Raw genomic sequence first — 25,521 nt, 5'->3', positions numbered from 1 at the left:
CGCGCAAAATGCGCCGCCTGAATCGTTTCACTTTACTGCGAGGCCCTGCATGTATACCGCCATCGGTTACGCCGCCCAAACCCCCACCAGCCCCCTGGCCCCTGTCACCTTCGAGCGCCGCAACCCACGCCCGGACGATGTCGTCATCGAAATCCTTTACTGCGGCGTGTGCCATTCCGATATCCACCAGGCGCGCAACGAATGGGGCATTGCCGTGTACCCGCTGATGCCCGGCCACGAAATCATCGGCCGCGTCACGGCGGTGGGCGGCCAGGTGACTGCGCACAAGGTCGGTGACCTGGTGGGCGTCGGCTGCATGGTCGACTCGTGCCGCCACTGTGAAGCCTGCGCCAAGAACCTGGAGCAATATTGCCTGGAAGGCCCGACCATGACCTACGCCACCCCGGACCGGGTCGACGGCAGCAACACCATGGGCGGTTATTCCAGCAGCATCGTGGTCAGCGAGCACTTCGTGGTGCGCATTCCGGCTGGCATGGACTTGCCCAGCGCGGCGCCTATCCTGTGCGCCGGCATCACTACTTATTCGCCGCTCAAGCACCACGGCGTCGGCCCGGGCCACAAAATCGGCATCCTCGGTATGGGTGGGCTTGGCCACATGGGCATCAAGCTGGCCAAGGCCCTGGGTGCCGAAGTTACCCTGTTCACCCGGTCCCAGGCCAAGGCCGAAGAAGCCCGCCGCCAAGGCGCCGACCACGTGATCGTGTCCACCGATGCCGAGCAGATGCACGCTGCTGCCGGCCGGTTCGATTTCCTGCTGGACACCATTCCGGTACAGCACGACCTCAACCCGTACCTTGAAACCCTGAAGTTCGACGGTGTGCACATTCTGGTCGGCCTGATCGAACCGATCGACCCGGCGGTGCACGCGGCCAACCTGGTGGTGAAGCGCCGGGTGCTGGCGGGGTCGTTGATCGGGGGCATTGCCGAGACTCAGGAAGTGCTGGACTTCTGTGCCGAGCACAACATCCGTTGCGATATCGAGATGCTGGATATTCGCAATATCAACCAGGCGTACGAGCGTATGATTGCCGGTGATGTGAAGTACCGGTTCGTAATCGACATGGCCACTTTGCAGGGCTGATTATTTTCGGTTGTCTGTACCGGCCTCTTCGCGGGCAAGCCCACAGGTACTGCACAGTTTTCAAAGTCTGTGCGGTCCCTGTGGGAGCGGGCTTGCCCGCGAAGAGGCCAGTACAGGCAATAAAGCGGCTGGAGCCGTTACCAGGCCATCGCCTTGTCCCAACCCTTCCAGAACAACCACCGCCGCACCTCGCCATGCGCCCCGGTGCCGATCTGCCATTCAGGCCGCCCGCTGTCCAGCGCGATCACCGACACAACCCCCGCATGGCTCGCCGCCACCAGCGTTTGCCCATCGGCGCTGATATCCATCGCACTGATGGTCGACCCCAGGTAATGCTGCCAGTGTTCGGTACCATCCTCGCCGAACGCCCGCAGGTAGCCATAGGCATCCCCTACAATGTACTCGCCATCGCGCGCCACCCCGGCATAGACCCTGGCGCCGTCCTGCACCAGCGGGGTACGCGGGTCCTGGCTGTAGTAATCGGTATCCAGCCCCGGCAAGTCCGCCACCTTCACTGCCAGCGTTGCACCGCTATGGAAATGGCAGGCATTGACGATCAACTGGTCACCCGTGCGGTTGAACAACGCAAAGTGCGGGTACTCGCTGCCTGGGCCGATCTCGGCAACCGGCCTGAGCTGGGCATCCAGCACCTGGTGGCGGGTGCCTTGCTCGCCCACCACGATCAGCTGGCCATCCGCCGATACCGCACCATGCTCCATGCTCAGTCTCAGGCTGATGTCGTCCGGGTCGGTGCCTTCGGCCAGCTCGTCGAGCACCCGCGTTTGTTGCGGCAGCAGGCGAGTCGCACCTTGAGTGGTCAGCACGAAGATCCCTTCGGCGCTTACCAGCAGCACGCGCTGGCCATCCGGGAAGGGGACCAGCGCGGTTGGCGCGGGCGGCAGGTCGAACGGCTCGAACGGGTACCCCGACGGCAACCCCTCAAGCCCGCTTGGCCATGCCAACCGCTGTACTTGCGGGCCACCCCAGCCGTCGGTCACACGCACGCCCTCGGCATTAGCCAGGGCGAAGTAGCGGCGGGCCGGGCAGCGGCCGAAGTGCTCGATGCCGATCACCGGCGTCACCCCATGGCAGTCGATACGCACGACCTGGCCCTTGTCGTAAGGCATGCCGATGCGGGCCAGCAGGCTGCCGTCCTCCAGCAGCAGGACATGGCTGATCCCTTGGCCGTGGTCATCGAGCAACGGTGCCAAGGGGTGGTGTGCGGGTGGCCAGGCCTCGCGAAACGCTCGGCGCTGCTGTTCGTCGATGCCAGGGCGATTGGCGGCCTGCAGGGCAGCCAGCCAGGCGTCCAGCAAGTGCCCGGTGGCTGGCGCCTGTGGCGCTTCCAGGTTATCCCAGCCTTGCGCACGGCCCTGCGCGACGTAGTCGTTGACGGCTTGGGCGTAGGCAGTTACCGCCTGCTGCCACTGCTGCTGGGGGTGCTGCTTGTCCATGAGCGGATCGGGCTCCTTGTTGCACGCGCGTTTCACACAAAACGCGCATGGTACTCCTTCTGCCTACCACGCGGTTGTGAGGCTCCGGCTTGACGCGTACCATGCCGGGCATTCCTATCAATAACAAAGCGTGCGTCGGCGCCCCTGCAAGCGGGTGGCTGGCGTGCGACCTGTTGCCTTGTCTGCGGAGAAGCGGTTTGCACCCATGAACGGACCCATACCCACCCACCAGCCACCCACGGCGGGCGGCGGCAGCTGGCTGAGCGTCATCGCCCTGGCCCTGGCAGCCTTCATCTTCAACACCACCGAGTTCGTGCCGGTGGCGTTGTTGAGTGACATTGGCCGCAGCTTCGACATGAGCACTGCCCAGGTCGGCCTGATGCTGACCATCTATGCCTGGGTGGTGGCGCTGGCCTCGCTGCCGATGATGCTGCTGACCCGTAACGTCGAACGGCGGCGCTTGTTGCTGTGCGTGTTCCTGGTGTTCATTGTCAGCCACTTGTTGTCGTGGCTGTCGCAGAGCTTTGCCATGCTGCTGGTCAGCCGTATCGGTATTGCCTTGGCGCATGCGGTGTTCTGGGCCATCACGGCCTCGCTGGCGGTGCGCGTGGCACCACCGGGCCAGCAGGCCAAGGCGCTGGGCCTGCTGGCCACTGGCACCACCCTGGCCATGGTGCTGGGCATTCCGCTGGGCCGCGTGGTGGGTGAGGCGCTGGGCTGGCGCATCACCTTCCTGAGCATTGCCGGGGTGGCGCTGGCCACCATGCTGTGCCTGATGAAATCGCTGCCGCTGCTGCCCAGCCAGAACTCCGGCTCGTTGCGCAGCCTGCCGATCCTGTTCAAGCGCCAGGCGCTGGTCATTACCTATGCGCTGGTGACGCTGGTGATCACGGCGCAGTTCACCGCCTACAGCTACATTGAGCCGTTCGCGCTGCATGTGGCGCAGATTGGCGGTGAGCGCACCACGCTGTTGCTGCTGCTGTTTGGCGGTGCCGGGGTGTTCGGTTCGTTGCTGTTCAGCCGCTACAGCGACCGCTTCCCCCATGGTTTCCTGGTGGGTTCGATCGGCCTGTTGGCAGCGTGCCTGCTGTTGTTGCTGCCGCTGTCGGGCAACTTCTATGCGTTCGCGGTACTGAGCATGTTCTGGGGTGTGGCGATTCTCAGTTTCAGCCTGTCGTTGCAGTCGAAGACGTTGAAGCTGGCATCCGACGCCACCGATGTGGCCATGGCGTTGTTCTCGGGCATTTACAACATCGGTATTGGTGGTGGCGCGCTGCTGGGCAGTATCGTCAGCAGCCAGATGGACGTGGCGGATATCGGCCTTGTGGGCGGTAGCGTGGCAGTCATCGGGCTGGTGCTGGCGGTTGCCAGCACCCGACGGTTCCGCCAGGCACTGGCGCACTGACCCGCGCCTGGCGCGCACGTGTGTGGCTTAGGGGCGCAAGGCGCGCCCCGGCATTCAAACCGCCAACCGGGACGTCGAGCCGATCACATGCTCCAGCACCCGAAAATCAATCCACTCCCGGACACCGAAGCGGCGCGGTATGAACCCCCACCTGAACAGGAACTCGGTAAAGTCCTGTAGCGCTTCGATCGAGCGGCTGTCCAGCGTCGTGCGCAAACGCCGGTGCGCATCGTCGCCATAGGCCGCCGCCACCCAGTACTCGCTGGTGTTCAGCTCGCGCGCCAGAAAGCGCCGGGTTTCTTCCGGGTTGGCCCAGGCCCACTGTTCGATGCGCAGCACCGTATCGACCAAGGTACAGCTGGCATCGAAGTGGTTTTCCAGCAAGTGCCGGTCCACGGTCAGGGTGCGCGGGGTGCCGTTGTTGCTGCGGATCAGCGGGTCGGGATGGCTGCCGGTGTCGACCACCACGCGCAGGCCGAACTCGTGGGCCAGGTGCACCGCATGGGCGCCCTTGAGGAAGATGGCATCGATATCGCCACGCAGCAGGCCGATCAGCTCGTTGTTGCGACGGCTGAAGCGGCTGGTGTCCAGGCTCACTTCGGCGCCATACAGGTGCTGCTTGGCATCGTCGCTGTAAGTGCCGCCGTAGGGATAGTCGACCAGCTCGACATCGGCCACCGCCAGGCCTTCCAGCTTTAGGGCATTCTCCAGCCCTCGCAGGGCCTGGGCGCGGGTGAAGTCGATCTGCACATTGGCCCATTTGGGCAGGCCGAAGCGGCGGTTCTTCAGGTCGCGAATGCTGCGCACACCGCTTTCTTCGGTGGTGAGAATCAGCTGCACTTCATCGCTCCACGACAGCCCCAGTACACGGGTCTCGACGCCACTGGCGTAGGCCCAGATCGCCGGGATGTTGCCGCCATGGCGTACCGAGTTCTGCAGGTGGTGGTCGTAGTGGGCTTCGCGTACTTCGCGTTCGCTGGACTCACGCAACGACTGGATATTGGTGCCGAACGGCGTAAAGGCCTCGGCCAGTCGCCCTGACTGCACGGCAATGCCGAGGCCGGTGGGCACGGGGCTGTGGGTGTACCAGAGGGTTTCCAGGGGCTTGGTCATGGGGTCGCGGGTTTCCTGTCCATGGGAAGGGGGGCCAGCAGCTGGTCCAGGGGTTGGCGGGCGATCCAGTCGCGCACCTCGAAGCGGGCAGGGATGAAGCGCCAGCGCTTGAGAAACTCGACGAAGTCCTGCAGGGCGTCGATGGCCTGCTCGTCCAGGCGGGTGCTCAGGCGCAGGTGGGCGTCAGCGCCGTAGGCCACTTGCACCCAGTATTCGCTGCTGTTGGTTTCCCGCGCCAGGTAGCGGCGGGTTTCATCCGGGTGCTGGTGGGCCCAATGTTCGGCGCGCAGTACCGAGCCGAGCAAGGTACGCACCACCTGCGGATGCTGCTCAAGCAGGTGGCTGTCTACCGCCAGCGTGCGCGGCGTGCCATTGTTGCTGCGGATCAGCGGGTCGGGGTGGCTGCCGGTGTCGATCACCGTGCGCAGGGCAAAGGCGTGGGCCAGTTGCGCGGCACTGGCGCCCTTGAGGAAGATGGCGTCCACCTCGCCGCGCAGCAGGCCGGCCAGTTCCAGGTTGCGGCCTTCGCTCTGGGTGCTGGACACCGGTGTACCGGCCACGTTGCGCACCGGGCGGTCGCTGAATGTGCCGTCGTAGCGGTAGTTGACCAGCTCCACGTCGCCCACTTGCAGGCCTTCGAGCTTCAGGGCATTTTCCAGCCCGCGCAGGGCCTGGGCGCGGGTAAAGTCGATCTGTGCCGAGGCCCAGTCAGGCAGGCCAAAGCGGCGGCCTTTGAGGTCTTTTACGGTGTGGATGCCGCTGTCTGGTCGCGTCAGGATCAACTGCGCTTCATCGGCCCACGACAGGCCGATCACACGGGTGTCACGCCCTTGGGCGCGGGCCCAGATGGCCGGGATGCTGCCGCCGTGGCGTACCGAATTGAGCAAGCTGTGGTCGAAGTGCGATTCGCGCACGGCCTGCTGGTCGGCTTCGCGCAAGGACTGCACCTGGGTGCCAAGGCTGGCCAGGTCGTCCTGCAGCCAGCCTTGCTGCACGGCGATGCCCAGGCCGGTGGGCACCGGACAGCGCGTGTACCACAGGGTATCGAGGGGTTGGCTCATGGTGTGCTCCGGTAGGTTCAGGCGCTGGCCTGCAAGGGGGCTGGGGTGGTTTGCTGCACCAGCGGCAGCACTTCCTGGCCGATGCGCAGGGCTTCTTCCAGGTGCGGGTTGGCGGCGAGGATGAAGGTGCTGAAACCGGCATCGCGGTATTCGGCCAGGCGTTCGGCAATGTGCTGGTGGCTGCCCACCAGGCCTACGGTGGGGCCAGGCTTGGCCTTGGCGAAACCGGCCCACAGGTTGCGTGCCAGGATCAGTTCCTCAAAGCCCTGCAAACCTTGGTGATAGGCTGCCTGGCGTGCACCGCCGACGGAGTCCGAGCCGGTTATGAAGCCTTTGGCCGAGGCGCTGGCCTTGCCTTCCAGGCGCTCGAACTGTTGGCGCAGTTCGCGCCAGGCTTGTTCTTCGGTCTCGCGGGCGAACAGGTCGACCCTCAGGCCGAAACGCACGGTGCGGCCCTGCTTGTCGGCCAGCTCGCGTACGCGTTCGATGTGCGGCTTAAGCTTGTCAATCGGCTCGGCCCAGTTCAGGTACACATCGGCATGGCGCGCGGCCACGTCCAACGCAGCATCGGAAAAGCCGGAGAAGTACACACCCGGTTTGCGTTCGTGTTGCAGGCCCGGCGGCAGGCTGCCGTTTTCCAGACGGTAGATATCGCCTGCGTAGGAGAACGTGTCGTTCTGCCACAGGCCCTGGATCACGTCGAGGAATTCGCCGGTGCGCTTGTAACGCAGGTCGTGTTCCAGGAAGTCGCCATTGGCCCGTTGGCTGGCCGGGTTGCCGCCGGTGATGATGTTCCAGTCCAGGCGGCCACCGCTGAGGTTTTGCAGGATCGCTGCCTGCTGCGCGGCATAGGCGGGCAGCGTCCAGGTGGCCTGGAAGGCGATCAGGAAGCGGATGCGGCGGGTTTCGCGGGCCAGCGCAGCGGCGGCGATCCATGGCTCCGGGCCGGTGGGCAGCAGTGCGCCTTCGAAGCCGGCCAGTTCGGTAGCCTTGGCTACCTGGGCGATGTAGTCGATGTAGGTGAAACCGTCGGCCTGGCCACCCGACAGCCGGCCGGGGGCAATGTTGCCGGGGCGATGCACGGGGTTGCCGCGGTTGTGGCGATCGGTGGACAGCTGCGGACCGTCGGTGCCCAGCGGCAGGCGCCAGAAGAATTCGGTGGTCATGGGGGCTCCTGAAGGGGGAGAGTGTGCGAGTGGGGAGGGTGGTGCAACGGCTATGCCATGGACGGCGCAGGGCCTGTGGGGTGGGGGTTTGCGGGGTCGGCATGTGATGGGGTGCTGCTGAGGCAGCAATCGGGCAGCAGTGGATGCTGGGAGAGCAGCATGAGCAGGCCCGGCCTCTTCGCGGGCAAGTCAGATCTCGACCTCCTCGGATGCAACTTCTCCGGCACTGCGCAGATACGCGTCGTACAGCGCCGCATAAGCACCACTTTGCCCGATCAACTCGGCATGCGGCCCCTGCTCGACCACCTTCCCGTGCCGTACCACGGCAATCCGGTCCGCATCGCGAATAGTCGCCAACCGGTGCGCAATGATGATAGCCGTGCGCCCCTGGCACAGCCGGCGCAGCGCACGCTTTATGCGCCGTTCGGTGTGCACGTCCACCGCCGAGGTGGCTTCGTCCAGCACCAGCACAGCCGGGTCGGCGAGGTACGCCCGCACCAGGCACACGAGTTGGCGCTGGCCATGGCTCAGGTGCGCGCCCAGCGGGCCGACTTCGGTGTGGTAGCGCTGCGGCAGCCGTTCCAGTACCTCGTCGGCGCCCAACTCGCGGGCTGCAGCTACCAACTGCGCATCGTCGGCAGCCGGTGCCGCCAGGCGCAGGTTGTCGAGGATGCTGCCGCTGAACAGCACATTGTCCTGCAGCACCACACCCACGTTGCGCCGCAAGTCGTGCTGGGCCAGCGCACGCAGGTCGATACCGTCCAGTTTCACGGCGCCCTGCTGCACTTCGTAGAAGCGTGTCAGCAACTGCACCAGGGTGCTCTTGCCATGCCCCGAGGGGCCGACGATGGCCAGCACTTCACCGGCGCGGATATGCAGGTTCAGCCCGTCGATCACTGGCCGGGGGCTGTCCGGCACATAGGCAAAACCGACCGCGTCAAAGTCCACCTGGCCACGTGCCCTGGCCAGTGGGTGTGGCGCGGACGGGTCGAGCACTTGTGGCCGCGTGTCGAGCAGCAGGAAGATGCGCTGGGCGGATGCGCTGCCGGTGGAATAGCGTTCGAAAAGGTCCGACAGCTCCTGCAGTGGGCCAAGGAATAGGAACACATAGAACAGGCTCTCACCCACCTGGCCAACCGTAACCTTGCCCTCCGCCAGGCCATGGGCGCCGACCAGCAACAGCACGGCCATGCCGGCGGTGCTCAGCAACGCGGTGAACGGCGCGAACCAGCCCGCGCGCAGGCTGCCGCGTATCAGTGCCTGGTTGAAGTCTTCCAGCAGACGGCGATAGCGGGCCTGGTTGATCTGCTCCTGGCCGCATTGCTGAATCAGCCGCACGCCACTGACACTTTCCACCAGGTGCGCGGTGAAGCGGCTGCGTTGCTCGGCCACCTTGGCCCAGTTGCGCTGCGACACCCGCTTGAAGCGCCAGGTGGCCACGGCCAGCAGGGGTACCGTGGCCGCCAGGCTGTAGAAGAAGCCGGGTTCGATGCGCCAAAGCATCACTGCCGCCAGGCCGCAGCGTAGCAGGGCGCCCAGCAGCTCGGGCGGGCCTTGCACCAGCAAGGGCTCCAGCGCATCCACGTCACGGTCGGCACGGGCGATAATGCGCCCGGCGCGGGTCTGGTCGAAGTAGCTCACCGACAGTGCTTGCACATGGGCGAACACATTAACCCGCAGGTTGTTGAGCACGCCGATTGCCGCACGCCCGGCAATGAACTGCGACACGCCCGCCAACAGAAAGCGCCCCAGCCAGCTGGCTGCCAGCCCCAGGCCCAGCCACAGCACCAGGCGCTCGTCGAGCAGCCAGTGGTCGGCGCTGGGCACCAGGCCCCGGTCCAGCAGTTCGCGCACGAACCACGGGCGCAGGAAAACCGTGAACACCAGCAGCAGCTCGATGCCGATCACTGCCACGATTTGCCGGCGAATGGGCCGCAGTAGCGGCAACAGGCGGTGGAACATGCCCCGGTCCAGCGCCTGGCGAGCCAGGCGTTGCTCGATGTCGATATCGCTGGCAGGGGAGTGCTGCACATCAGTCATGGTCGATACCCAGCAGGTCGCGGTAATGGGCGTTGTGCGCGCTCAGCTCGGCATGGCTGCCGCTGGCGCTGATGCGGCCGTTTTCCAGCATCAGCACGCGGTCGGCCAACAGCAACGTGGAAAGGCGGCTGGTAATCAGCAGCAAGGTCGGGCCCTGGCTGCCTGTGCTGTGCAGGCGGCGGATGTTATGCAGCACCTGGCGTTCGCCCAGGGCATCCAGGGCGCTGGTGGCGTCGTCCAGGCAGAGGATGTCGGGCGCGCCAAGCAGTGCCCGGGCCAGGCACAGGCGTTGGCGCTGGCCGCCAGAAAGCGTCACGCCACGATCACCCAGTGGCGTGTCGAGGCCGTGGGGCAGGCGCTCCAGCACGTCCTCGGCGGCGGCCAGGCGCAACGCTTCACGCAACTGGGCGTCGCTGGCCTGCGGCGCGGCCATGCGCAGGTTGGCGGCCAGACTGTCGGAGAACAGAAAGCTTTCTTGCGGCAGCACCTGCACACGGCGGCGCAGGTCGGCCAGGTCGAGGTCGCGCACGTCGTGCCAACCGCCGGCATCGCTGCCAACCTGCACGTTGCCGCGCTGCACATCGGTCAGTCGCGGCAGCAGGCTGGCCAGCAGGCTCTTGCCGGTGCCAGTGGCGCCTACCAGTGCCACCACTTCACCGGGCCTCAGGGTAAGTGAGCAGCCTTGCAGGACAGGCCGGCCAGCTTCAACGGCACCCACTTGCACCCGGTTCAGCTTCAGCCCCAGCGGCCCGGCAGGCAGAGTTGCGTGGCCGCCAACAATGGCCGGGCGTTCGTCCAGCAGTTGCCAGATGCGTTCGGCACTGGCCCGGGCATCGGCGAAGGTCTGCATCACCCGACCAATGCCCTCGATGCGAAACACCAGCGTGGTCGCCACCAGCAGCGAGGTCACCAGCTCGCCGATGCCCAGGGCGCCGGCCGCCACGCGATGGGCGCCGTACACCAGGATCCACACATGCCCCAGCGCCACTACGGCCTGTGGCAGCGGAATACGTGAACTGGCGTAGGCGAGGGCGGCGCGGGCGTGGCCGCTAAATAAGTCGACCTGGCTGGCGAAGCGGGCGATGCGTTGTTGTTCCAGGCCAAACGCCTTGATCACCCGCACCCCGCCGATGCCTTCAGCCAGGTCCTGGCTGACCTGGTCGTAGGCGGCGGCCACGGCGCGGTCCAGCGTGACCAAGCGATCGGTCTGTATCACGAACAGCCACAGCCCGGCGCCGGTCAGCAGCAGGGGTATCAGGCCCAGCAACGGGTCATACCAGCTCAACAGGCCAACGGCAGCGACCACCACCAGCGGCGTTTCGATGATCTGCCGCCAGAAGGTGATCAGCGCGTCGCGCACCTTGTCGGCATCGCGGGTGGTGCGGGTAACCAGTTCGCCCATTCCGTGTTGCCAGTGATACCCCAGGTGCAGGCGCTGCACCTGCAGGAGGATGCGTTCACGCAGGCGCGTGAGCAGGGCCTGGCTGAGTACCAGTGACAGCACGGCGGCGGCATATTGCAGCAGGCCACGGCCCAGGGCGATGGCCAGCAGCAACCACAGCCAGTGCCAGCCCACGCTGGCGTCCAGACTACCGTCGGCCAGGCGCTGCACGGCGCGGCCGGTGCTGACATCATCGACCGCATGGCCGATCAGCCACTGCTGCCAGGCCAGGCCGAGGTTGCCGGCGATATAAAGGGCGGTGACCAAGGCGAAGCGCCAAGGCATTTGGCGGTAGATGGCCAATGCCCGAAGGAGCGGGTGGTTCATGTAGATCACTCAAAGGGGGCTGCTTCGCAGCCCATCGCAGGCAAGCCAGCGCCCACAGTGATAGCAGTGCCCTTGAGCCTGTTGCCATCCTGAGAGCATTTCCTTAGGTAGCGCTGGCCTTGGGCCTGATGTGGTCCTGTGGGAGCTGGCTTGCCGGCGATTGGGCCGCATGGGGTTTTAACGGCGAGTAGCGCCCTGGGTTTCCTTGGCATTGAGCACCGCTGTGTACTCACCCGGGTCAGCCCCGTTCAGGTAGTAGTTGCCCACGTTGTGCAGCCGCCAGCGGATCGGGTCGTGGGTGGTGTGTACCCGGGCATTGCGCCAGAAGCGGTCGAGGTTCCACTTGCTCAGCGAAGCGCTGGCCCCCAGCAGCGAAAACAGATCACTGGAAATTTTTAGCGATGCGGCATCGGAATGTGCCCGGGCCGTTGCTACCGACAAGATCAGCTCATCCTGCAGCGCCTTGTTCTCCGGGTCGCGCTCGTGGTCGTCGAACACCCGCGCGGCCTCGCGCAACACCGACTCGGCGCCGCGTAGCGCCACGGCATACTCGCCAATCTGGCGAATCACATGCGGCTCGTCACTGGCGCGTTCGACGCCGCTCTCCACCCAGGCCCGGGCATGCTCGCGCAGGTACTCGACAGCCGCCTGCAAGGCGCCCGCAGCGATGCCGGTGTCGATGGCGGCGTGGAGGATTTGCGGGAAGGTCAGGCCGGTGCGTTTCATCGGCCCGCTGCGGCGGGTGAGGTAGCGCTCGTCGAGCACGATGTCGTCGAAGTTCACTGTGCCGCTCACCGAGTTCTGCTGGCCAAAGGCCTGCCAGTCATCGACCAGGGTCAGCCCTGGGGTGTCGCGGTGCAACAGCACGCCCACGCCACCGTCTTCGCTGGCGGCGGTCAGCGAGATCCATTCGGCCAGGTAGGAACCGGTGGAGTAGAACTTGCTGCCGTTGAGCACCCACTGGCCATCGGCGCGGCGCTCGACGCGGGTTTTGAGGGCGAACTTGTTCTTGCCACCGACTTCGGCCAAGGCGTTGCCGAAGCGCTTGCCGGCCAGCACGTCGGCAATCAGCCGGTCGCGCACGTCATCCGGGTAGCCGGCAAAGATACCGCGCAGCATCACGTTGTGAATCTGCAGCAGCTGGCCGACGCCGCCGTCGGCAGTGGAGACCAGGCGTACGGTTTCGACCACAGTCTGCACCGAGGCACCCAGGCCGCCGAACTGGGCGGGTACGGCGATCGCGGTCAGGCCGCTGCTGGACAACAGCTCTGCCTGGCGGCGGGGGAGTTGGCCGTTGTTGCTTGGGTCGGCGGCCAGTTCGGCGATGTGCGCGGCGACCTGGCGGGCGGTTTCGATGGCCTCGGCTTCGCTGGTCAGGCGGCGGGCGGGGGAGGGTTCTAGTGCACTCATTGAGGGGTCTCGGTTTGTCTGATGGGGCCAGTGCGCCTGCTTCGCGGGCTTGCCCGCTCCCACAGGACCTGCACCGCCCTTGAGGGTTGTGCTGGCCCTTGTGGGAGCGGGCATGCCCGCGAATGGCCACACCGCGGTCCGAACCCCTTGAGCAATATCTTTGCCACCCCTCTGTAGGCCCCATCCTGCGTGGCTTCCAAGACTGTTTGCTGCCCCAGCAACACACGCCCTGCTGATCTGGCAGCACCCCGCCCGCAATCCTGCTCCCAGCCCAGCAAACAGCGCCCGCAACCAAAGGCAAACTCCGTGTAAATCAGGGTCTCCAGCGGTTGGCACGCACACTGCAATGCTGCCTTCACGACGCCCAAGGAGCCACCCCATGACCCTCGCAACCCCCATCGCAAAACGCCTGGCAGACGACCCGTCCGCCCTGGAGCGTATCTGGTTCACCCGCTGCCCCGTGCCCACTGCCTCAGGCATCGCTTACAAGCTCGGCTGGCTGGAGCAGGAGTTCGCTGCCGACGGCCTGCCAGTCTCGACCCTGCAGGAGGCCCGCCAGCTTGGCCACCACCATTACGATCATCAGTTGCCCGGGCTGTTTCGTGAAGGCGGCAACGTGCCGGCGCTGGCCGCCCGTGCGGCCGGCTCGCCCAGCTGGTTGATCGGCCTGACCTGGATCGAGGAATGGCAGACCATTCTGGTCCGCCCGGATTCCGGCATTCGCAGCGCCGCCGACCTGCGTGGCAAGCGCCTGGCGCTGCCGGCCTGGGGCGATACCCGGCCTGGCAGCATTGCCCGTGCCATGAGCCTGCATGGGTACAAAGGCGCGCTGGCTTCGGCAGGCTTGCACCTGGATGACGTGCAACTGGTAGAGGTAGCGCTGCTCGACCAGGCCGGGGCCGCCACCCCGCAACTGGGCCTGCAACGGCTGTGGTCGGGGCTTGAGTACCTGGCACGCGGTGAAGTCGATGCGGTGTACGTGAAGGGCGCGGCCGCTGCCGATGCCGCGCGCCGGCTGGGGCTGGTGGTCGGCGTCGACCTCGACCTGCTGCCCGACCCGCGCCACCGCATCAACAACGGCACGCCGCGGCCAATCACCGTGCACCAGCGCCTGCTCGACAACCATTTCGACCTGGTGGTGCGTTTCCTTGCACAAACGCTGCGTGCCGCCGAGTGGGCAGCCGGCAACCGCGCCGCGCTCAACAGCATCCTCGAAGAAGAAACCCGCGCCGGCAGCCAAGGCGTAGCCGAGGCCTATCGCGGCGACTTCCACACCACCCTGGCCCCGGACCTGTCCGCGCAACGCCTGGCCTTCCTCGGCACGCAAAAGGATTTTCTGTACCTGCACGGCTTCCTCGAAGCCGATTTCGACATCGTCGACTGGGTCGACCCGCGGCCTCTGCAAGCTGCCCATGAACTGCTGGCCCAGCGCCGCGCCTGACCTGACTGGAGATTGAACATGACCGTACTGATCAACGAACGCCCCGTCACTGCCGAACTGCAAGCCTTCATCGACCAGGTGGTGGCCGAAGCCGAAGCGGCCTTCAGCGTATTTCGCGAAACCAACACCATCACCGCCAATGGCACCGTCGGCTTCATCGAGCGCGTGCCCGGTGAAGAGCTGCTGGTATCGGTGAACTACGGCGGGCCATGGAACCACCGCAAGCCGTTGCAGGCGACCGTCACTGATTTTTCCGGCAACGTCATCGTCGGCAAGGGCAAAGGTGGCCTGGGCCGCTACACCAAGCTTTTCCAGACCCATGCCGATGTCACCACCGTGTCACACGTGCACAGCCCGTACCTGGGTGCCTGGGCGCAAACCCACCGCACCTTGCCGTTTCACTACGTGCCGGTGCAGCGCTACCAGCTGGCCCGCGAGTTGCCGGTGTACATCGACCGGCGTCAGGCCGAGGTGGATTTCATCCTCGACAAAATTGCCGAGAACCCGTTCAACCTGGCGATCCTGGAAGCCAACGGCGGCTCCACCGTGTGGGGCAAGCAGGGGTTGCGCGCCACGGCGGAGTTCATCCTGTTGCTGGAAGAGGGGGCGCAAATTCAATTGCTGGCTGATGCCTTGGGTGGGTCGCGCCCTTACGGGCCAGGCGTGCTGACCCAGCAGTGGAAGATGAGCGGGTTGTATGAGCGCGCAACCGAGTTGGGCCTGGTGCCAGGCATCGACCGGCGCGGCTGATCTTTGGGGCGCTGTGCGCCCCTGCACTCCACCCAAAGATAAGGACCCCACCCAATGGCAGTAAAAATCCTCTGGTACCTCACCACCCCCGACGGCCCCTATCCCTGGGAACCCGAAGGCCGCTGGCACACCGATTTCGAACACCTCAAGCAACTGGCCATCGCCGCCGACCGCCTGGGCTTCTACGGCTCGCTGCTCGGTTCCAGCCCTAACGAAAGCCTGGCCGTGTCGGCAGCGTTGATCGACGCCACCAAGCGCCTGCGCTTCCTGGTCGCCCAGCACCCCGGCGAGCTGTCGCCGGCAGTGCTGGCCAAGTGGGCGCTCACCTTCGACCAGTTTTCCAACGGCCGCCTGCTATTCAACGTGGTCAACGGCAACGACGCAGGGTTAGCTACCCTGGGCGTGCATTACCCGCACGATGAACGCTACGATTTCAGCCTGGAGTACTGGCGCGCCTTCCAGGGTTTCTACGCAGGTGAAACTGCCGGTTACGATGGCCGCTACGTCAAGCTGTCACCACGCTCGCCAGCCGCTGCCCGTCACCCGCTGGGCGGTTGGCACCCACCGAAGCAAAAGCCCGGCGTACCGTTGTGGGGCGCAGGTACCTCGGCACCGGGCGTAGCCCACTCGGTGCAATTGCTGGATGTGTACCTGAGCTTCGCCGACACCCCGCAAAAGCTGGGCGACAAGTTCCGCCGGGTAGGTGCCGAGGCGGCGAAGATCGGCCGCGAGCTGACCTACGGCACCCGCCTGCAGGTGATCGTGCGCGAGACCGAGGAAGAAGCCTGGGCCCACGCGGAGCGCCTGTTGCAACGCACCTCGCTGGCCACCGCGCGCGCGGCCATCGAACGCCAGTTGCCTCCCGGCCAGACCTTCGACAGCTATGTCAGCGACGACCCGCGCATCCAACGCAACCTCGACAGCATCCGCGCCGGGCGCCTGCCCACGGCCCGCGAGCTGGAGATCTACCCCAACGTCTGGCTGGGCCCCAGCCTGTTCGGCTTCAACCTGCTCGGCCCGGCTGCCGGCACTTACCTGGTCGGCAGCGCCGCGCAGGTCGCCGAGCGCATCCGCGAGTACGAAGCCCAGGGCACGTCGGCGTTCATCCTGTCGGGCTTCCCGCTGATCGACGAGGCGCACCGGGTGGCCGACCTGCTGTTCCCGTTGCTGGACCTGGACCACGGCTTCGACGTACCGCGCCTGGGCGCGGCGAGCAAGCCGGTCGTGGCGCAACCGGCATAAGGAGAGGGTGATGAGCGAGCTGTTTTCGCGCCGGGTGTTTCTCGGCAACAGCCTGGCCGTCGGTGGCGGCCTGCTGCTCGGCGGCGGGCTGCTCAGCGGTTGCGACAGTGGCGTGCCGGCAGCCACCAGTGCGGCGTTGCCGGGCACGCCGGTGCGCGGTGGGCGCTTGCGCGTGGGTATTATCGACGGCGACCAGGCCGGCAACCTCGATGCGCACAAGCCGGTGGGCGGTGGCATCATTCGAGGTTGGGCGCTGTACGCCAAGTTCTGGGAATGGAATGCCGATGTCAGCACGCGCCTGGCACTGGCCGAGTTCGCCGAGCCGAATGCCGATGCCAGCGCCTGGACCATCCGCCTCAAGCCGGGGCTGGAGTTCCATCACGGCAAAAGCATCACTGCCGACGACATGCTGTTCTCGATCCTGCGCCTGACCAACCCGCAATTGGCATCGCCATTTGCCGGGCTGGTCGGCTCCATCGATCGCCAGGCCCTGCGCAAGCTGGACGAGCGCACTATAGAGATCCGTTTTAAACAGGGCCAAAGCTTCTACCCACTGGATGAAACGCTGATCAGCTTCGGCGGCATCGTGCCCACCGACTACCACCCGGTCAACAACCCGGTGGGCGCGGGGCCGTACCGGCTGAAAAGTTTCATCCCCGGCCAGCGCTCGCTCTACACTCGCTTTGAGAACTACTACAAGCCCAACCGCCCCTATGCGGACGAGCTGGAAATCATCGAATTCAAAGACCAGGTATCGCGTGCCGCCGCCCTGCGCGCCGGGCAGATCGACGTGGCCAGTGGCGTGCAGGCCGAGCACAGTGCGTTGCTCAAGGCCGACCCACGGCTGCGCCTGTATGCCTCGCCGACCACCTCGTTCACCGGCTTCAACCTGAACCTGGCCAAGGCACCGTTCCAAGATGTGCGTGTGCGCCAGGCGTTCCGTCTGCTGGCTGACCGCCAGGAGCTGGTGGCGCGTGGGCTCAATGGCTTTGGCCGGGTGGCCAACGACCTGTATTCGCCCCACGATCCCACCTACAACCACGGTATTGCCCAGCGCCCGTACGACCTCGACCAGGCCCGTTCCCTGCTGCGCCAGGCCGGGCAGCAGGACTTGCGCGTCGAACTCACCACCACGCCAGGCCCCGGCGTAAACGCTGCGCTGGTGTTTGCCCAGCAGGCGCTGAAGGCCGGGGTGCAAGTGAAGGTCAATCAGGTGGACGGGTCTGTCTTCAACGGCCCGCAACGTGAGCAATGGCAACTGTCGCCAGGCTCGACCCCGGCGCGCGGTTTTCTTGCCTCGGCGCTGCACAACGATGCGCCGCAGGCCATCTATAACCGCAGTAACTTCCATGATCCGCGCTTTACCGAACTCTACCAACAGGCCCTGGCCCAGCCCGACCTGGCGCAGCGCAAGGCCTTGGTGCATGAAGCGCAGGCCATCCAGCACGAACGTGGCGGGCTGCTGATCTGGGGCTTTTCCGACGTGCTCGATGCCGCGTCGGCCAAGGTGGGTGGCCTCACCCCGGAACAGACCACTTTTGCCTCCTGGCGCTTCGACGAACTCTGGTTGAACCCCAATGCCTGATACTCGACACACGCCCCGCACACCGGCCTGGCTGGCCTGGTTCATCGGCCGCCTCGGTTACGGGCTGCTGACGGCCTGGGTGATCAGCCTGGTGGTGTTCATTGCCACCCAGGCCCTGCCTTCCGACCCGGCGCGGGTGATCCTTGGCCCGGATGCGCCGCTGGAAAGCATCCTCACCCTGCAGCGCCAGCTGGGCCTCGACCAGCCGATCCTGGTGCAGTACCTGCGCTGGTTGTGCGCTGCGCTACGCGGGGACCTGGGGGTATCGCTGGATTCCCAGGTCCCGGTGGCGCAGCTGTTGTTCGGCCGCTTGGGCCACACCCTGGCCTTATTGGCCGGGGTGCTGGCGCTGGTGGTGCCGGTGGCCCTGTTGCTGGGCGTGAGCCTGGCCCTGCGCCGCGACAGCCGGCTGGACCGCTGGAGCCTGTCGGCGTTGATCCTGCTCAAGGCCACACCGGGCTTTCTGTTGGCCATCGGCCTGGTGCTGCTGTTCTCCATGCCCGGCATGGGCTGGTTGCCGGCGGTATCGATCCTCGACCCGCAGCTGCCGTTGTGGCGGCAGTGGCCGTCGCTGGTGCTGCCGGTGCTGGCCCTGAGCCTGACGGCACTGCCGTACCTCACGCGCATGGTGCGCGCTTCGATGATCGAGGCGCTGGAGTCCGAGTATGTGATTGCCGCGCGCCTGCGCGGTATCCCCGAGCGGCGCATTGTCTGGCGGCATACGTTACCCAATGCCCTGACCCCGGCCATTCAAGGCGTGGCGCTGACCCTGCGCACGCTGGTCGGTGGTGCGCTGCTGGCCGAGGTCATTTTCAGTTTCCCGGGCATTGGCACCGCGCTGAACGCGGCGATCCAGATGCGCGACCTGCCGATGATCCAGGGCGTGGTGCTGGTCATCACCCTGGCGGTGGTGCTGATCAACCTGTTGGCCGACCTGCTGACGGTATTGCTCACCCCCAAGCTGCGCACTGCACGCCGGGTGCGGATGATCCGCCGTGTCCGGCGTGGTATCCGCCCGTGGTGGCGCCGTGCACGCAGCACCCTGGCCCAGGAGGCGACCCATGATTGAATCGCGTTGGCTGGCCGACCCGCAGGTGCGGCGCGGCGCAGTGATCACGTTGCTGGTGGCACTGCTGGCAGCACTCGGCCCTTGGCTGGTGCCGCATGCGCCCACGGCAATGGTTGGGCCGGTGTATGGCCCGCCAGCTGCCGGGGCACCGCTGGGGCATGATTTTCTGGGCCATGACCTGCTGTCGCGGTTGCTCAGTGGCGGCCTGTCGGTGTTGTGGATGTCGGTGGCGGCGGCCACCCTCGCGTTACTGGTCGGCGGTAGCCTGGGCCTGTTGGCCGGGTTCTCGCGCAGGCGCCTGGACCAGGCCATCAGCTGGGCGGCCGACGTGTCGCTGGCGTTCCCGGACCTGATCCTGGTGCTGCTGATCGTGTCCATGCTCGGCCGGGCGCCGTGGCTGATCGTGTTGACCGTGGCCATCGCCTTCACCCCCGGCGTCATCCGCCTGGCCCGTGGCAGCGCGGTGGCGGTGGCGGGGCAGGAGTTCGTCGAGGCGGCGCAGATGATGGGTTACCCACGTTGGCGCATCCTCTTTCAGGAAATCCTGCCGAACATCCTCACGCCGCTGTTGGTGCACTTCGGCAACATGCTCACCTGGGCGGTGGGCATGCTGTCGGGCCTGAGTTTCCTGGGCTACGGGGTGGCGCCGCCTGCTGCGGACTGGGGCCTGATGATCAACGAAAACCAGGCAGGCCTGCTGGTACAGCCCTGGGCCGTACTGGCACCTGCCTTGCTCATCGGGGTGTTTGCCTATGGCACCAACATCCTGGCCGAAGGCATTGGCCGGGCCAGCGCACGGATAGGGGAGAAGCAGCCATGAACGTGCCGTTGAATGTTGCGAGTGAAGTGTTGCGGGTCAGTGACCTGCGGGTAGAACTGGCCGGGCAGGTCGATGTGCTGGCCGAAGTTTCTTTCAGCCTGGCGGCTGGGGAAATCGTTGGCCTGGTGGGCGAGTCCGGCTCGGGCAAGACCACGTTGGCCACCGCCTTGCTGCGCCATGCCCGGCAGGGGGCACGCATTGTGGGTGGGCAAGTAGTGGTGGCCGGGCAATCGCTGCTCGAACTGGAAGGTGAGGCGTTGCGCCTGGCCCGTGGCGGGTTGGTCGGTTACGTGGCCCAGGACCCGGCCACGGCGCTTAACCCCGCGCTGCGCATCGGTGCCTTGCTGGGTGAGACCCTGCTGGCGCATCAGCCTGCACTGTCGCGTGACGCCGTGCGCTTGCGTGTCGGCGAAACATTGCGGGATGTGGGCTTGCCCGATGAGGACGCCTTCCTGCGGCGTTTCCCGCATCAACTGTCTGGCGGGCAGCAACAGCGGGTCATGCTGGCCCTTGCGTTCGTCTTGAAACCGAAGCTAATCGTGCTTGATGAGCCCACCACCGCGCTGGACGTGACCACCCAGGCCCATGTGCTGCAAACCCTCAAGCGTCTGTGCCGTGGCCAGGGCGTGGCGGCACTGTACGTGACCCATGACCTGGCAGTGGTGCGTGACCTGGTCGACCGGGTGATGGTGATGTACGCCGGGCGGTTGGTGGAAGTGGCCGGGCGCGAGGTGCTGTTCCGCACGGCTGCGCACCCCTACACCCGCGCCTTGCTCGCCGCGATTCCCGACATAGCCCGGCGCCAGCCGTTGCAAGCGATTGCCGGGCATGCACCGGCACCCGGGCAGCGCCCGGATGGCTGTGCATTTGCGCCGCGCTGCGGCCGGCGCCGTGCCGAGTGTTCAGTGATTGCGCCGTCGCTACTGGCGCATGCAGACAGCCATCAGGTGGCGTGCCTGGTGCCAGCGCACGCACATGCGGCCGTGGGTGAGGTGCAGGCCGAAGCGCTGGCCGCCCCCGGCGACGTGCTGCTGGAGGTGCAGGGTCTGGATGTCGCCTATGACCGCCAGGTGCTGTTCGATGTGTCGCTGCAGGTGCGCCAGGGTGAATGCCTGGCATTGGTCGGTGAGTCCGGCTCGGGCAAGACCAGCCTGGCCCGAGCCATTGCCGGGCTGGGCGAGAACGTGCAGGGGCAAATGCGCTATGCCGGGAAACCCTTGGCTTTCGCTGCCCGGCAGCGTGATGCACGGTTGCGGCACCAGGTTCAGTATGTGTTCCAAAACCCTTACCGTGCACTCAACCCACGGCAGACGGTGGGACAAACCTTGAGTGCGCCCTTGGCGCACTTTTTTGGCGTGCGGGGTGCCGAGGCCCGGCAGCGGGTCGAAGCCGTGTTGTCGCGGGTGTCATTGCCGGCGCGAGTAGCCGACCTTTACCCGCAGGGGCTTTCCGGCGGCGAACGTCAGCGCGTGGCGATTGCCCGGGCGTTGATTTGTGAACCGAAGTTGCTGGTGTGTGACGAGATTACCTCGGCGCTGGATGTGTCGGTGCAGGCCTCGATTCTGGCCTTGCTGCGGCGCTTGCAGGGCGAGGGGCTGACGTTGCTGTTCGTGACCCACGACCTGGGCGTGGTACGGGCGATAGCCGACCGCGTGCTGGTGTTGCGCCAGGGGCGGGTGGTGGAGCAGGGCAGTGCCGGGCAGGTGCTGGAGCGGCCGGCGGACGCCTATACCCGCAACCTGGTGGCGCACTCGCCGAGCCTTGCCCGGTTTTGATGGTGGTTTGTCTGAAGAAGTTTGGCGCCTGGTGAGATCGAGCGCCACCCGCGCGGCGCTCGATCTCCCAGACAACAAACCTCTAAAACTGATAATCCACCTGCGCCAACAAGGTCCGCCCCGGCATCGGTTGCAGGAAGGTGTTGGTAGAGCCGGCCAGGCCACTGACGAAATTCAGCTCGTCGGTGACGTTGAGCATGCGCACCGTCACGCCCCATTGCGGCTGGCGGTAGTAAACGGCGAGGTCAAGGTTGTATTCGTCCGGCACTTTCACCGTCTTGCTCAGGTTCAGGTACCAGCTGCTGGTCCACCACCCCGACAATTCCACACCAAACCCTGAATCGAAGCGGTAGTCGACATAGCCGCCTGCGTTGTATTCGGGGATCTGCACCGCATCGAACTTGCCGGATGGCCGCTGGTTGAGGCTGTTGTTGTCGCCGAATACCGTGCCGTTGTCGGGGATGAACCCGGCCGAGGCGAACCCGGCCTGACTGGTGAACTCGTTGTAGGCGCTGATGCGGCTGAGATTAAGGCCACCCCGCAGGTGCTGGTCCTGGTAGCGCAGCGTTGCCTCCCAGCCTTTGACGATCAACCGGGCGATGTTGTTGTTGCTGTCCGGCGACTGGTCGCGGGCCTGCTTGTAGGCAGCGAGGGTGAGGAACAGCTGGTCGGGCACGGCCTCCACTTTCAAACCCACCTCATGCAACACGCTCAGGCTCTCGAAGGCCAGCGGGTTGAGCTGGTTGGCCCCCGTGCCGCTGCCCCAGCCCAGGCCGTTGGTGAAGAAGCCGGTGTTAACCGCCAGCGAGCGGTCGAAGGTGTAGTACAGCGTGCTGTTTTCCGTGGGTTTGACATAGGGGCTGACCTGCACCGAGAACAGCCGGTAGTTGTCCGAGTCCTTGCGTGGGTTGCCGCCGGGCAGCACGAAGGGGTTTTCGATACGGGCATCGATCCAGCTGCGGCTGGCGCCCACGTTCAGGCCCACGCGCTCGCCCAGGCGCAGGTTGTGCTGGCTGAACAGGGTCTTGGTGGTCCAGGTGCTGTCGGCGGTGTACGGCGCCACCGACTCGGCATACAGGCCATGCCCGGCCGGGTACATGGCCGGCAGGTTGAGCCAGCCGTAGTAGCTGGAGAACTGCGGCACGCCGGGTTGGCCGATCCACGCAGCGTTGCCGCCTGCGGGGTTGCGGCCGGTGAGCCCGAGCAGGTCACCTGGGTTTTTCAAGGTGGGGTCGAGGGTCAGGTCATAGGCGTTGATGGTGCTGCCGAAGCTGTTATTGGCGGCGATCGACTCGTTGCGCTCGCGGCGGTAGATCAGCCCGGTATTGCTGTCGTCGACCAGGGTCAGGTCGCCCAGCTGCCACTGGCCACGGGCGCGGAACTCGAAGCGGTTGTCGAAGATATCGTCCTTGCCTTGCACCTGAAACGCACCCACGGCATCGGTTGTGTCGGTGGAGTGCTGGTAAAAGGTGCTGTTGGCCAGGGTGATCGACGGGGTCAGGTCACCTTCGACGCGCAGTTGCGTGGTAAAGCGCCGTGAGCGGTTTTCATCCTGTGCACGCTGGCCAGTTTGTGACGACAACGAGGTCAGGCCATTGCCTGCCAACGACGGGTCGTAGACCCAGCCGCGCAGGCTGCCGGGGTTGTCCTGGGTATTGGGCGAAGCGCCCTGAAAGCTGCCGTCCACCACTGCGTACTGGCCCTGGGCATTGCGCTGGCGTTGCACCCAGCCGAGCACCTGGGCGTCGGCTGCGCCCGAGGACAGCACCGGCGACCACAGGGTGTTGCCGTTCTGGATGATCGGCGTGGCGTGGCCGGCGTAGTACTTGCCGTGGTCGACCAGGTCCTGGGTGGCGCGGTTCCAGCCGTGGGTGATGTTGTAGTCGTAGTAGTCGTCGTAGGCGGCATTCCAGTCCACCCGCACGTTGTCGTTGCGCCAGGCCAACGCGCCGTAGAAGGCGTCGAAGTTGTTCTCGACGTTGTCGTAGAAGTCTTCCTGGCGCTGGCGGGTGATGCTGACCCGGTAGGCCAGGTTGTCCGTGAGCGGGCCGGTGTTGTCGATGCTGAATTTGGTGGCATCGCGTGATTCGCCATCGGGGATCCAGCTGCCGATCTCACCGCTGAGCTTGGTGCGGAATCGGTTGAAGTCGGGTTTCTTGCTGAGGTAGTTGACGTAGCCGCCACTGCCGCTGACCGATCCATAGGTCACCGACGACGGCCCGGAGACGATGTCGGCGCCTTCGTAGGCGTTGAAGTTGGCGGGGTGGCGAACCCCGTAGGCGCGCTGGCCGTCCTGGAACACCTCGGTGTTCTGCCCGCGCATCTGCGGTGCGATCCCGGCGTTCTGGCCACCGCCTCGGGTGATGCCGGGGGCGTATTTGACCAGGTCGTCGGAACTGCGGATGGGGTCGTTGGCCAGCTGTTCGGCGTTGATCTGGGTGACCGAGCGCGGGGTGTCGAGCACCTTGGCTTCCAGGCCGCCATAGATCGAAGCGGGCGGGCGGGTGGGCAGGGCGTCGTCGTCGCTCTGCTCGGCCTGCACGGTGACGGTTTGCAGCTGGGTGTCCTCGGCGTGGGCCAATGACGTGCTGGTGGCCAGGATCGCCAGCGCAAGGGCACTGGGCTGGAATTTTGGGTGCAGCAAGGTAACGCGGGGCATTGGCTGGGCCTCGTTCGACAGTAGGAATTGGGAAAAGCGAGGGCGCAGCCGCGCCTGCGGTTATGGGTTGATGCGGTCTCAGTGGGAGGTGTATGGCGCTACAAAGTCAGGTTTTGAGCCACAAACTCTCGAACCGCCAGGTACTGAACAGCGACTGCTCTGCCTGCGCGCCACCCACGCGGGTGCTGACGCTGTCGAGCAGGTCGGCAAAACCCCAGATCAGCATGCCGCCACGCGCGTACTGGATGCGTTGCGCCCGGTGCACCAGCGCCTTGCGCTTTTCCAGGTCCGGTTGGGCCATGGCGGCGAGAAAAGCCTGGCTGAATTCGGGGTCGTTGAAGTGGGTCTTGTTGGCCACGGCGAACGGCGCGTCGGTATGAATCGCGCTGGCCAGGAACGGCGCGCCGATGCTGCCACCGGTGCTCAGGGTCCAGTCATCCCGCTGCGGGCCCTGGAAGGTAGCCAGGTCAACCTGGCGCACGTTGATCGTCACGCCGATGCGCCGGGCCTGCTCGGCCAGCACCAGTGCCGAAGCCAGCCCCGGCCCGGCCGTGGTCACCAGCTCCACCTGCAACTGCTCGTGGCCGGCTTCACGCAGCAGCTGCGCTGCACGCTGCGGATCATAGGGGCGTGGGCCAATGCTGTGGTCGAAGGTGGGGTCGAACGGTGCATACAGGTCATTGGCCACCCGGCCCTGGCCATTCAGCGCACGGCGCACCAGCTCGTCACGGTCGGCCAGCAGGCGGAACGCCTCGCGCACGCGCGGGTCATCGAACGGGGCCTTGGCGGTGTTCATGTCGAACGACAGCCAGTTGCCGCTCACCGACTTCAGCAGGCGCAACCGTGGGTCGGCCTGCAGCACCTGCAGGTGCTCGGTGGACATCACGTTGGCCATGTCGATCTGCCCGGCGCGCAGTGCCGCCAGGCGGCCAGTCTGGTCCTTGAAGTCGATGATCTCCAGTTCATCGGCGTAGGGCTTGCCGGGTTTGTAGTAGTTGTCGAAGCGGGTGAACAGCGAGCGCTGGCCCGGGGTGAAGCTTTTCAGTTTGTAAGGCCCGGCGCCGACCGGGTTGGTGACCGGGTGGTAGTCCACCGGCACGATGCCGCCGAAGTTGACCCAGGTCTCCGGCAGCGGCAGGTAGCTGCGGCCCTCGCGAAAGCTCAGGCGTACGGTGCGCTCGTCAAGCTTGACCAGGTTGTCGCGGTCCACCCAGTGCAGCAGCGCCGCGTAGGGCGAGGCCAGCTGAGGGTCGGTGAGGCGGCGGATGGAAAAGATCAGGTCATCGGCGTCGATGGTCTTGCCATGGTGGAACTCCAGCCCGGGCTTGAGGCGCAGGGTCCAGCTGCTGGCATCGGCGTTGGGCTCGGCGAACTCGGCCAGGGCCAGGCGCGGCTGCATCTGCTCGTCCCATTCCCACAGCTTGCTATACAGCGCAAAGCCCCGCACGATGCCGCTGCCGATGGGCTTGTGGGCGTCGAGGTTGCCGCTTTGGTTGCCGTCGATGATGCCTAAACGCAGCCGCCCGCCATGGCGCGGCTGGTCGGCCACGGCATGGCTCGGGCTGTCGGCGGGGCCGCAGCCGGCCAGCAAACCGCCGGCCAGTACGCCGGCGTGGCCAAGGAAGCTGCGCCGGCTCAGTGGGTAACCGTCCCTGGCCATG

Annotated in this window: 18 protein-coding genes; 9 read left to right on the top strand and 9 right to left on the bottom strand. The window is 65.9% G+C overall.

Annotated elements, in window-relative coordinates; genetic code table 11:
* Positions 1-49 precede the first annotated feature (49 nt).
* Positions 50-1,102 carry a vanillin reductase gene (calA, locus tag ACF8R4_RS13225; RefSeq protein WP_392492660.1) on the top strand — a complete coding sequence of 351 codons (1,053 nt, stop codon included), beginning with the start codon at positions 50-52 and terminating at the stop codon, positions 1,100-1,102.
* Between the two features lie 137 nt (positions 1,103-1,239).
* On the opposite strand, the gene ACF8R4_RS13220 is transcribed toward calA, so the two are convergent.
* On the bottom strand, positions 1,240-2,556 hold the full coding sequence (locus tag ACF8R4_RS13220) for a hypothetical protein (RefSeq protein WP_060498221.1): 1,317 nt from the start codon (positions 2,554-2,556) through the stop codon (positions 1,240-1,242).
* A 205-nt stretch (positions 2,557-2,761) separates the two neighbouring features.
* Between ACF8R4_RS13220 and ACF8R4_RS13215 the strand changes: the two genes are divergently transcribed.
* Positions 2,762-3,961: a sugar transporter gene (locus tag ACF8R4_RS13215; protein ID WP_104835114.1), complete on the top strand. Its 1,200-nt coding sequence runs from the start codon at positions 2,762-2,764 to the stop codon at positions 3,959-3,961.
* Between the two features lie 54 nt (positions 3,962-4,015).
* Here ACF8R4_RS13215 and ACF8R4_RS13210 read toward each other — a convergent pair whose 3' ends face one another.
* From ACF8R4_RS13210 to ACF8R4_RS13185, 6 genes are all read right to left on the bottom strand, one after another.
* Positions 4,016-5,074: an ABC transporter substrate-binding protein gene (locus ACF8R4_RS13210; RefSeq protein WP_164524382.1), complete on the bottom strand. Its 1,059-nt coding sequence runs from the start codon at positions 5,072-5,074 to the stop codon at positions 4,016-4,018.
* A complete protein-coding gene (locus tag ACF8R4_RS13205; protein ID WP_164524383.1) occupies positions 5,071-6,135 on the bottom strand; it encodes an ABC transporter substrate-binding protein in 1,065 nt (354 codons plus the stop codon). Before ACF8R4_RS13205 ends, ACF8R4_RS13210 begins: the two co-directional genes overlap by 4 nt.
* 17 nt (positions 6,136-6,152) lie before the next feature.
* Complete coding sequence (locus ACF8R4_RS13200; protein WP_164524384.1) at positions 6,153-7,301, bottom strand: LLM class flavin-dependent oxidoreductase; 1,149 nt, start codon at positions 7,299-7,301, stop codon at positions 6,153-6,155.
* A 189-nt stretch (positions 7,302-7,490) separates the two neighbouring features.
* Positions 7,491-9,341 carry an ABC transporter ATP-binding protein gene (locus tag ACF8R4_RS13195; RefSeq protein ID WP_392492657.1) on the bottom strand — a complete coding sequence of 617 codons (1,851 nt, stop codon included), beginning with the start codon at positions 9,339-9,341 and terminating at the stop codon, positions 7,491-7,493.
* A complete protein-coding gene (locus tag ACF8R4_RS13190) occupies positions 9,334-11,109 on the bottom strand; it encodes an ABC transporter ATP-binding protein (protein ID WP_060498215.1) in 1,776 nt (591 codons plus the stop codon). Before ACF8R4_RS13190 ends, ACF8R4_RS13195 begins: the two co-directional genes overlap by 8 nt.
* A 177-nt stretch (positions 11,110-11,286) precedes the next feature.
* Complete coding sequence (locus ACF8R4_RS13185; RefSeq protein ID WP_060498214.1) at positions 11,287-12,519, bottom strand: acyl-CoA dehydrogenase family protein; 1,233 nt, start codon at positions 12,517-12,519, stop codon at positions 11,287-11,289.
* Between the two features lie 379 nt (positions 12,520-12,898).
* Here ACF8R4_RS13185 and ACF8R4_RS13180 point away from each other — a divergent pair, with 379 nt between their 5' ends.
* From ACF8R4_RS13180 to ACF8R4_RS13150, 7 genes are read left to right on the top strand one after another with little or no spacing between them, the layout of a single operon-like run.
* Positions 12,899-13,960: an ABC transporter substrate-binding protein gene (locus ACF8R4_RS13180; protein WP_392492655.1), complete on the top strand. Its 1,062-nt coding sequence runs from the start codon at positions 12,899-12,901 to the stop codon at positions 13,958-13,960.
* Positions 13,961-13,978: 18 nt separating this feature from the next.
* On the top strand, positions 13,979-14,710 hold the full coding sequence (locus ACF8R4_RS13175; protein WP_060498212.1) for a class II aldolase/adducin family protein: 732 nt from the start codon (positions 13,979-13,981) through the stop codon (positions 14,708-14,710).
* Positions 14,711-14,764: 54 nt separating this feature from the next.
* Complete coding sequence (locus ACF8R4_RS13170) at positions 14,765-15,952, top strand: LLM class flavin-dependent oxidoreductase (RefSeq protein ID WP_060498211.1); 1,188 nt, start codon at positions 14,765-14,767, stop codon at positions 15,950-15,952.
* A gap of 10 nt (positions 15,953-15,962) precedes the next feature.
* Positions 15,963-17,537, top strand: coding sequence for an ABC transporter substrate-binding protein (locus ACF8R4_RS13165; RefSeq protein WP_164524386.1), 1,575 nt, complete (start codon positions 15,963-15,965; stop codon positions 17,535-17,537).
* Positions 17,530-18,606 carry an ABC transporter permease gene (locus ACF8R4_RS13160; RefSeq protein ID WP_060498209.1) on the top strand — a complete coding sequence of 359 codons (1,077 nt, stop codon included), beginning with the start codon at positions 17,530-17,532 and terminating at the stop codon, positions 18,604-18,606. Before ACF8R4_RS13165 ends, ACF8R4_RS13160 begins: the two co-directional genes overlap by 8 nt.
* Positions 18,599-19,426: an ABC transporter permease gene (locus ACF8R4_RS13155; RefSeq protein ID WP_060498208.1), complete on the top strand. Its 828-nt coding sequence runs from the start codon at positions 18,599-18,601 to the stop codon at positions 19,424-19,426. Before ACF8R4_RS13160 ends, ACF8R4_RS13155 begins: the two co-directional genes overlap by 8 nt.
* Complete coding sequence (locus tag ACF8R4_RS13150) at positions 19,423-21,201, top strand: ABC transporter ATP-binding protein (RefSeq protein WP_200929322.1); 1,779 nt, start codon at positions 19,423-19,425, stop codon at positions 21,199-21,201. The genes ACF8R4_RS13155 and ACF8R4_RS13150 overlap by 4 nt, the downstream gene beginning before the upstream one ends.
* An 82-nt stretch (positions 21,202-21,283) precedes the next feature.
* Here ACF8R4_RS13150 and ACF8R4_RS13145 read toward each other — a convergent pair whose 3' ends face one another.
* Positions 21,284-23,860 carry a TonB-dependent receptor gene (locus tag ACF8R4_RS13145; RefSeq protein WP_392492652.1) on the bottom strand — a complete coding sequence of 859 codons (2,577 nt, stop codon included), beginning with the start codon at positions 23,858-23,860 and terminating at the stop codon, positions 21,284-21,286.
* Between the two features lie 106 nt (positions 23,861-23,966).
* Positions 23,967-25,520: an ABC transporter substrate-binding protein gene (locus ACF8R4_RS13140; protein WP_060501588.1), complete on the bottom strand. Its 1,554-nt coding sequence runs from the start codon at positions 25,518-25,520 to the stop codon at positions 23,967-23,969.
* Position 25,521: the final 1 nt, after the last annotated feature.

The sequence above is a fragment of the Pseudomonas sp. FYR_2 genome (assembly GCF_043106425.1).
GTDB lineage: Bacteria > Pseudomonadota > Gammaproteobacteria > Pseudomonadales > Pseudomonadaceae > Aquipseudomonas > Aquipseudomonas monteilii.
Note: the sequence above shows the minus strand (reverse complement) of the source record. Positions and strands in the feature narration are given on the sequence as shown.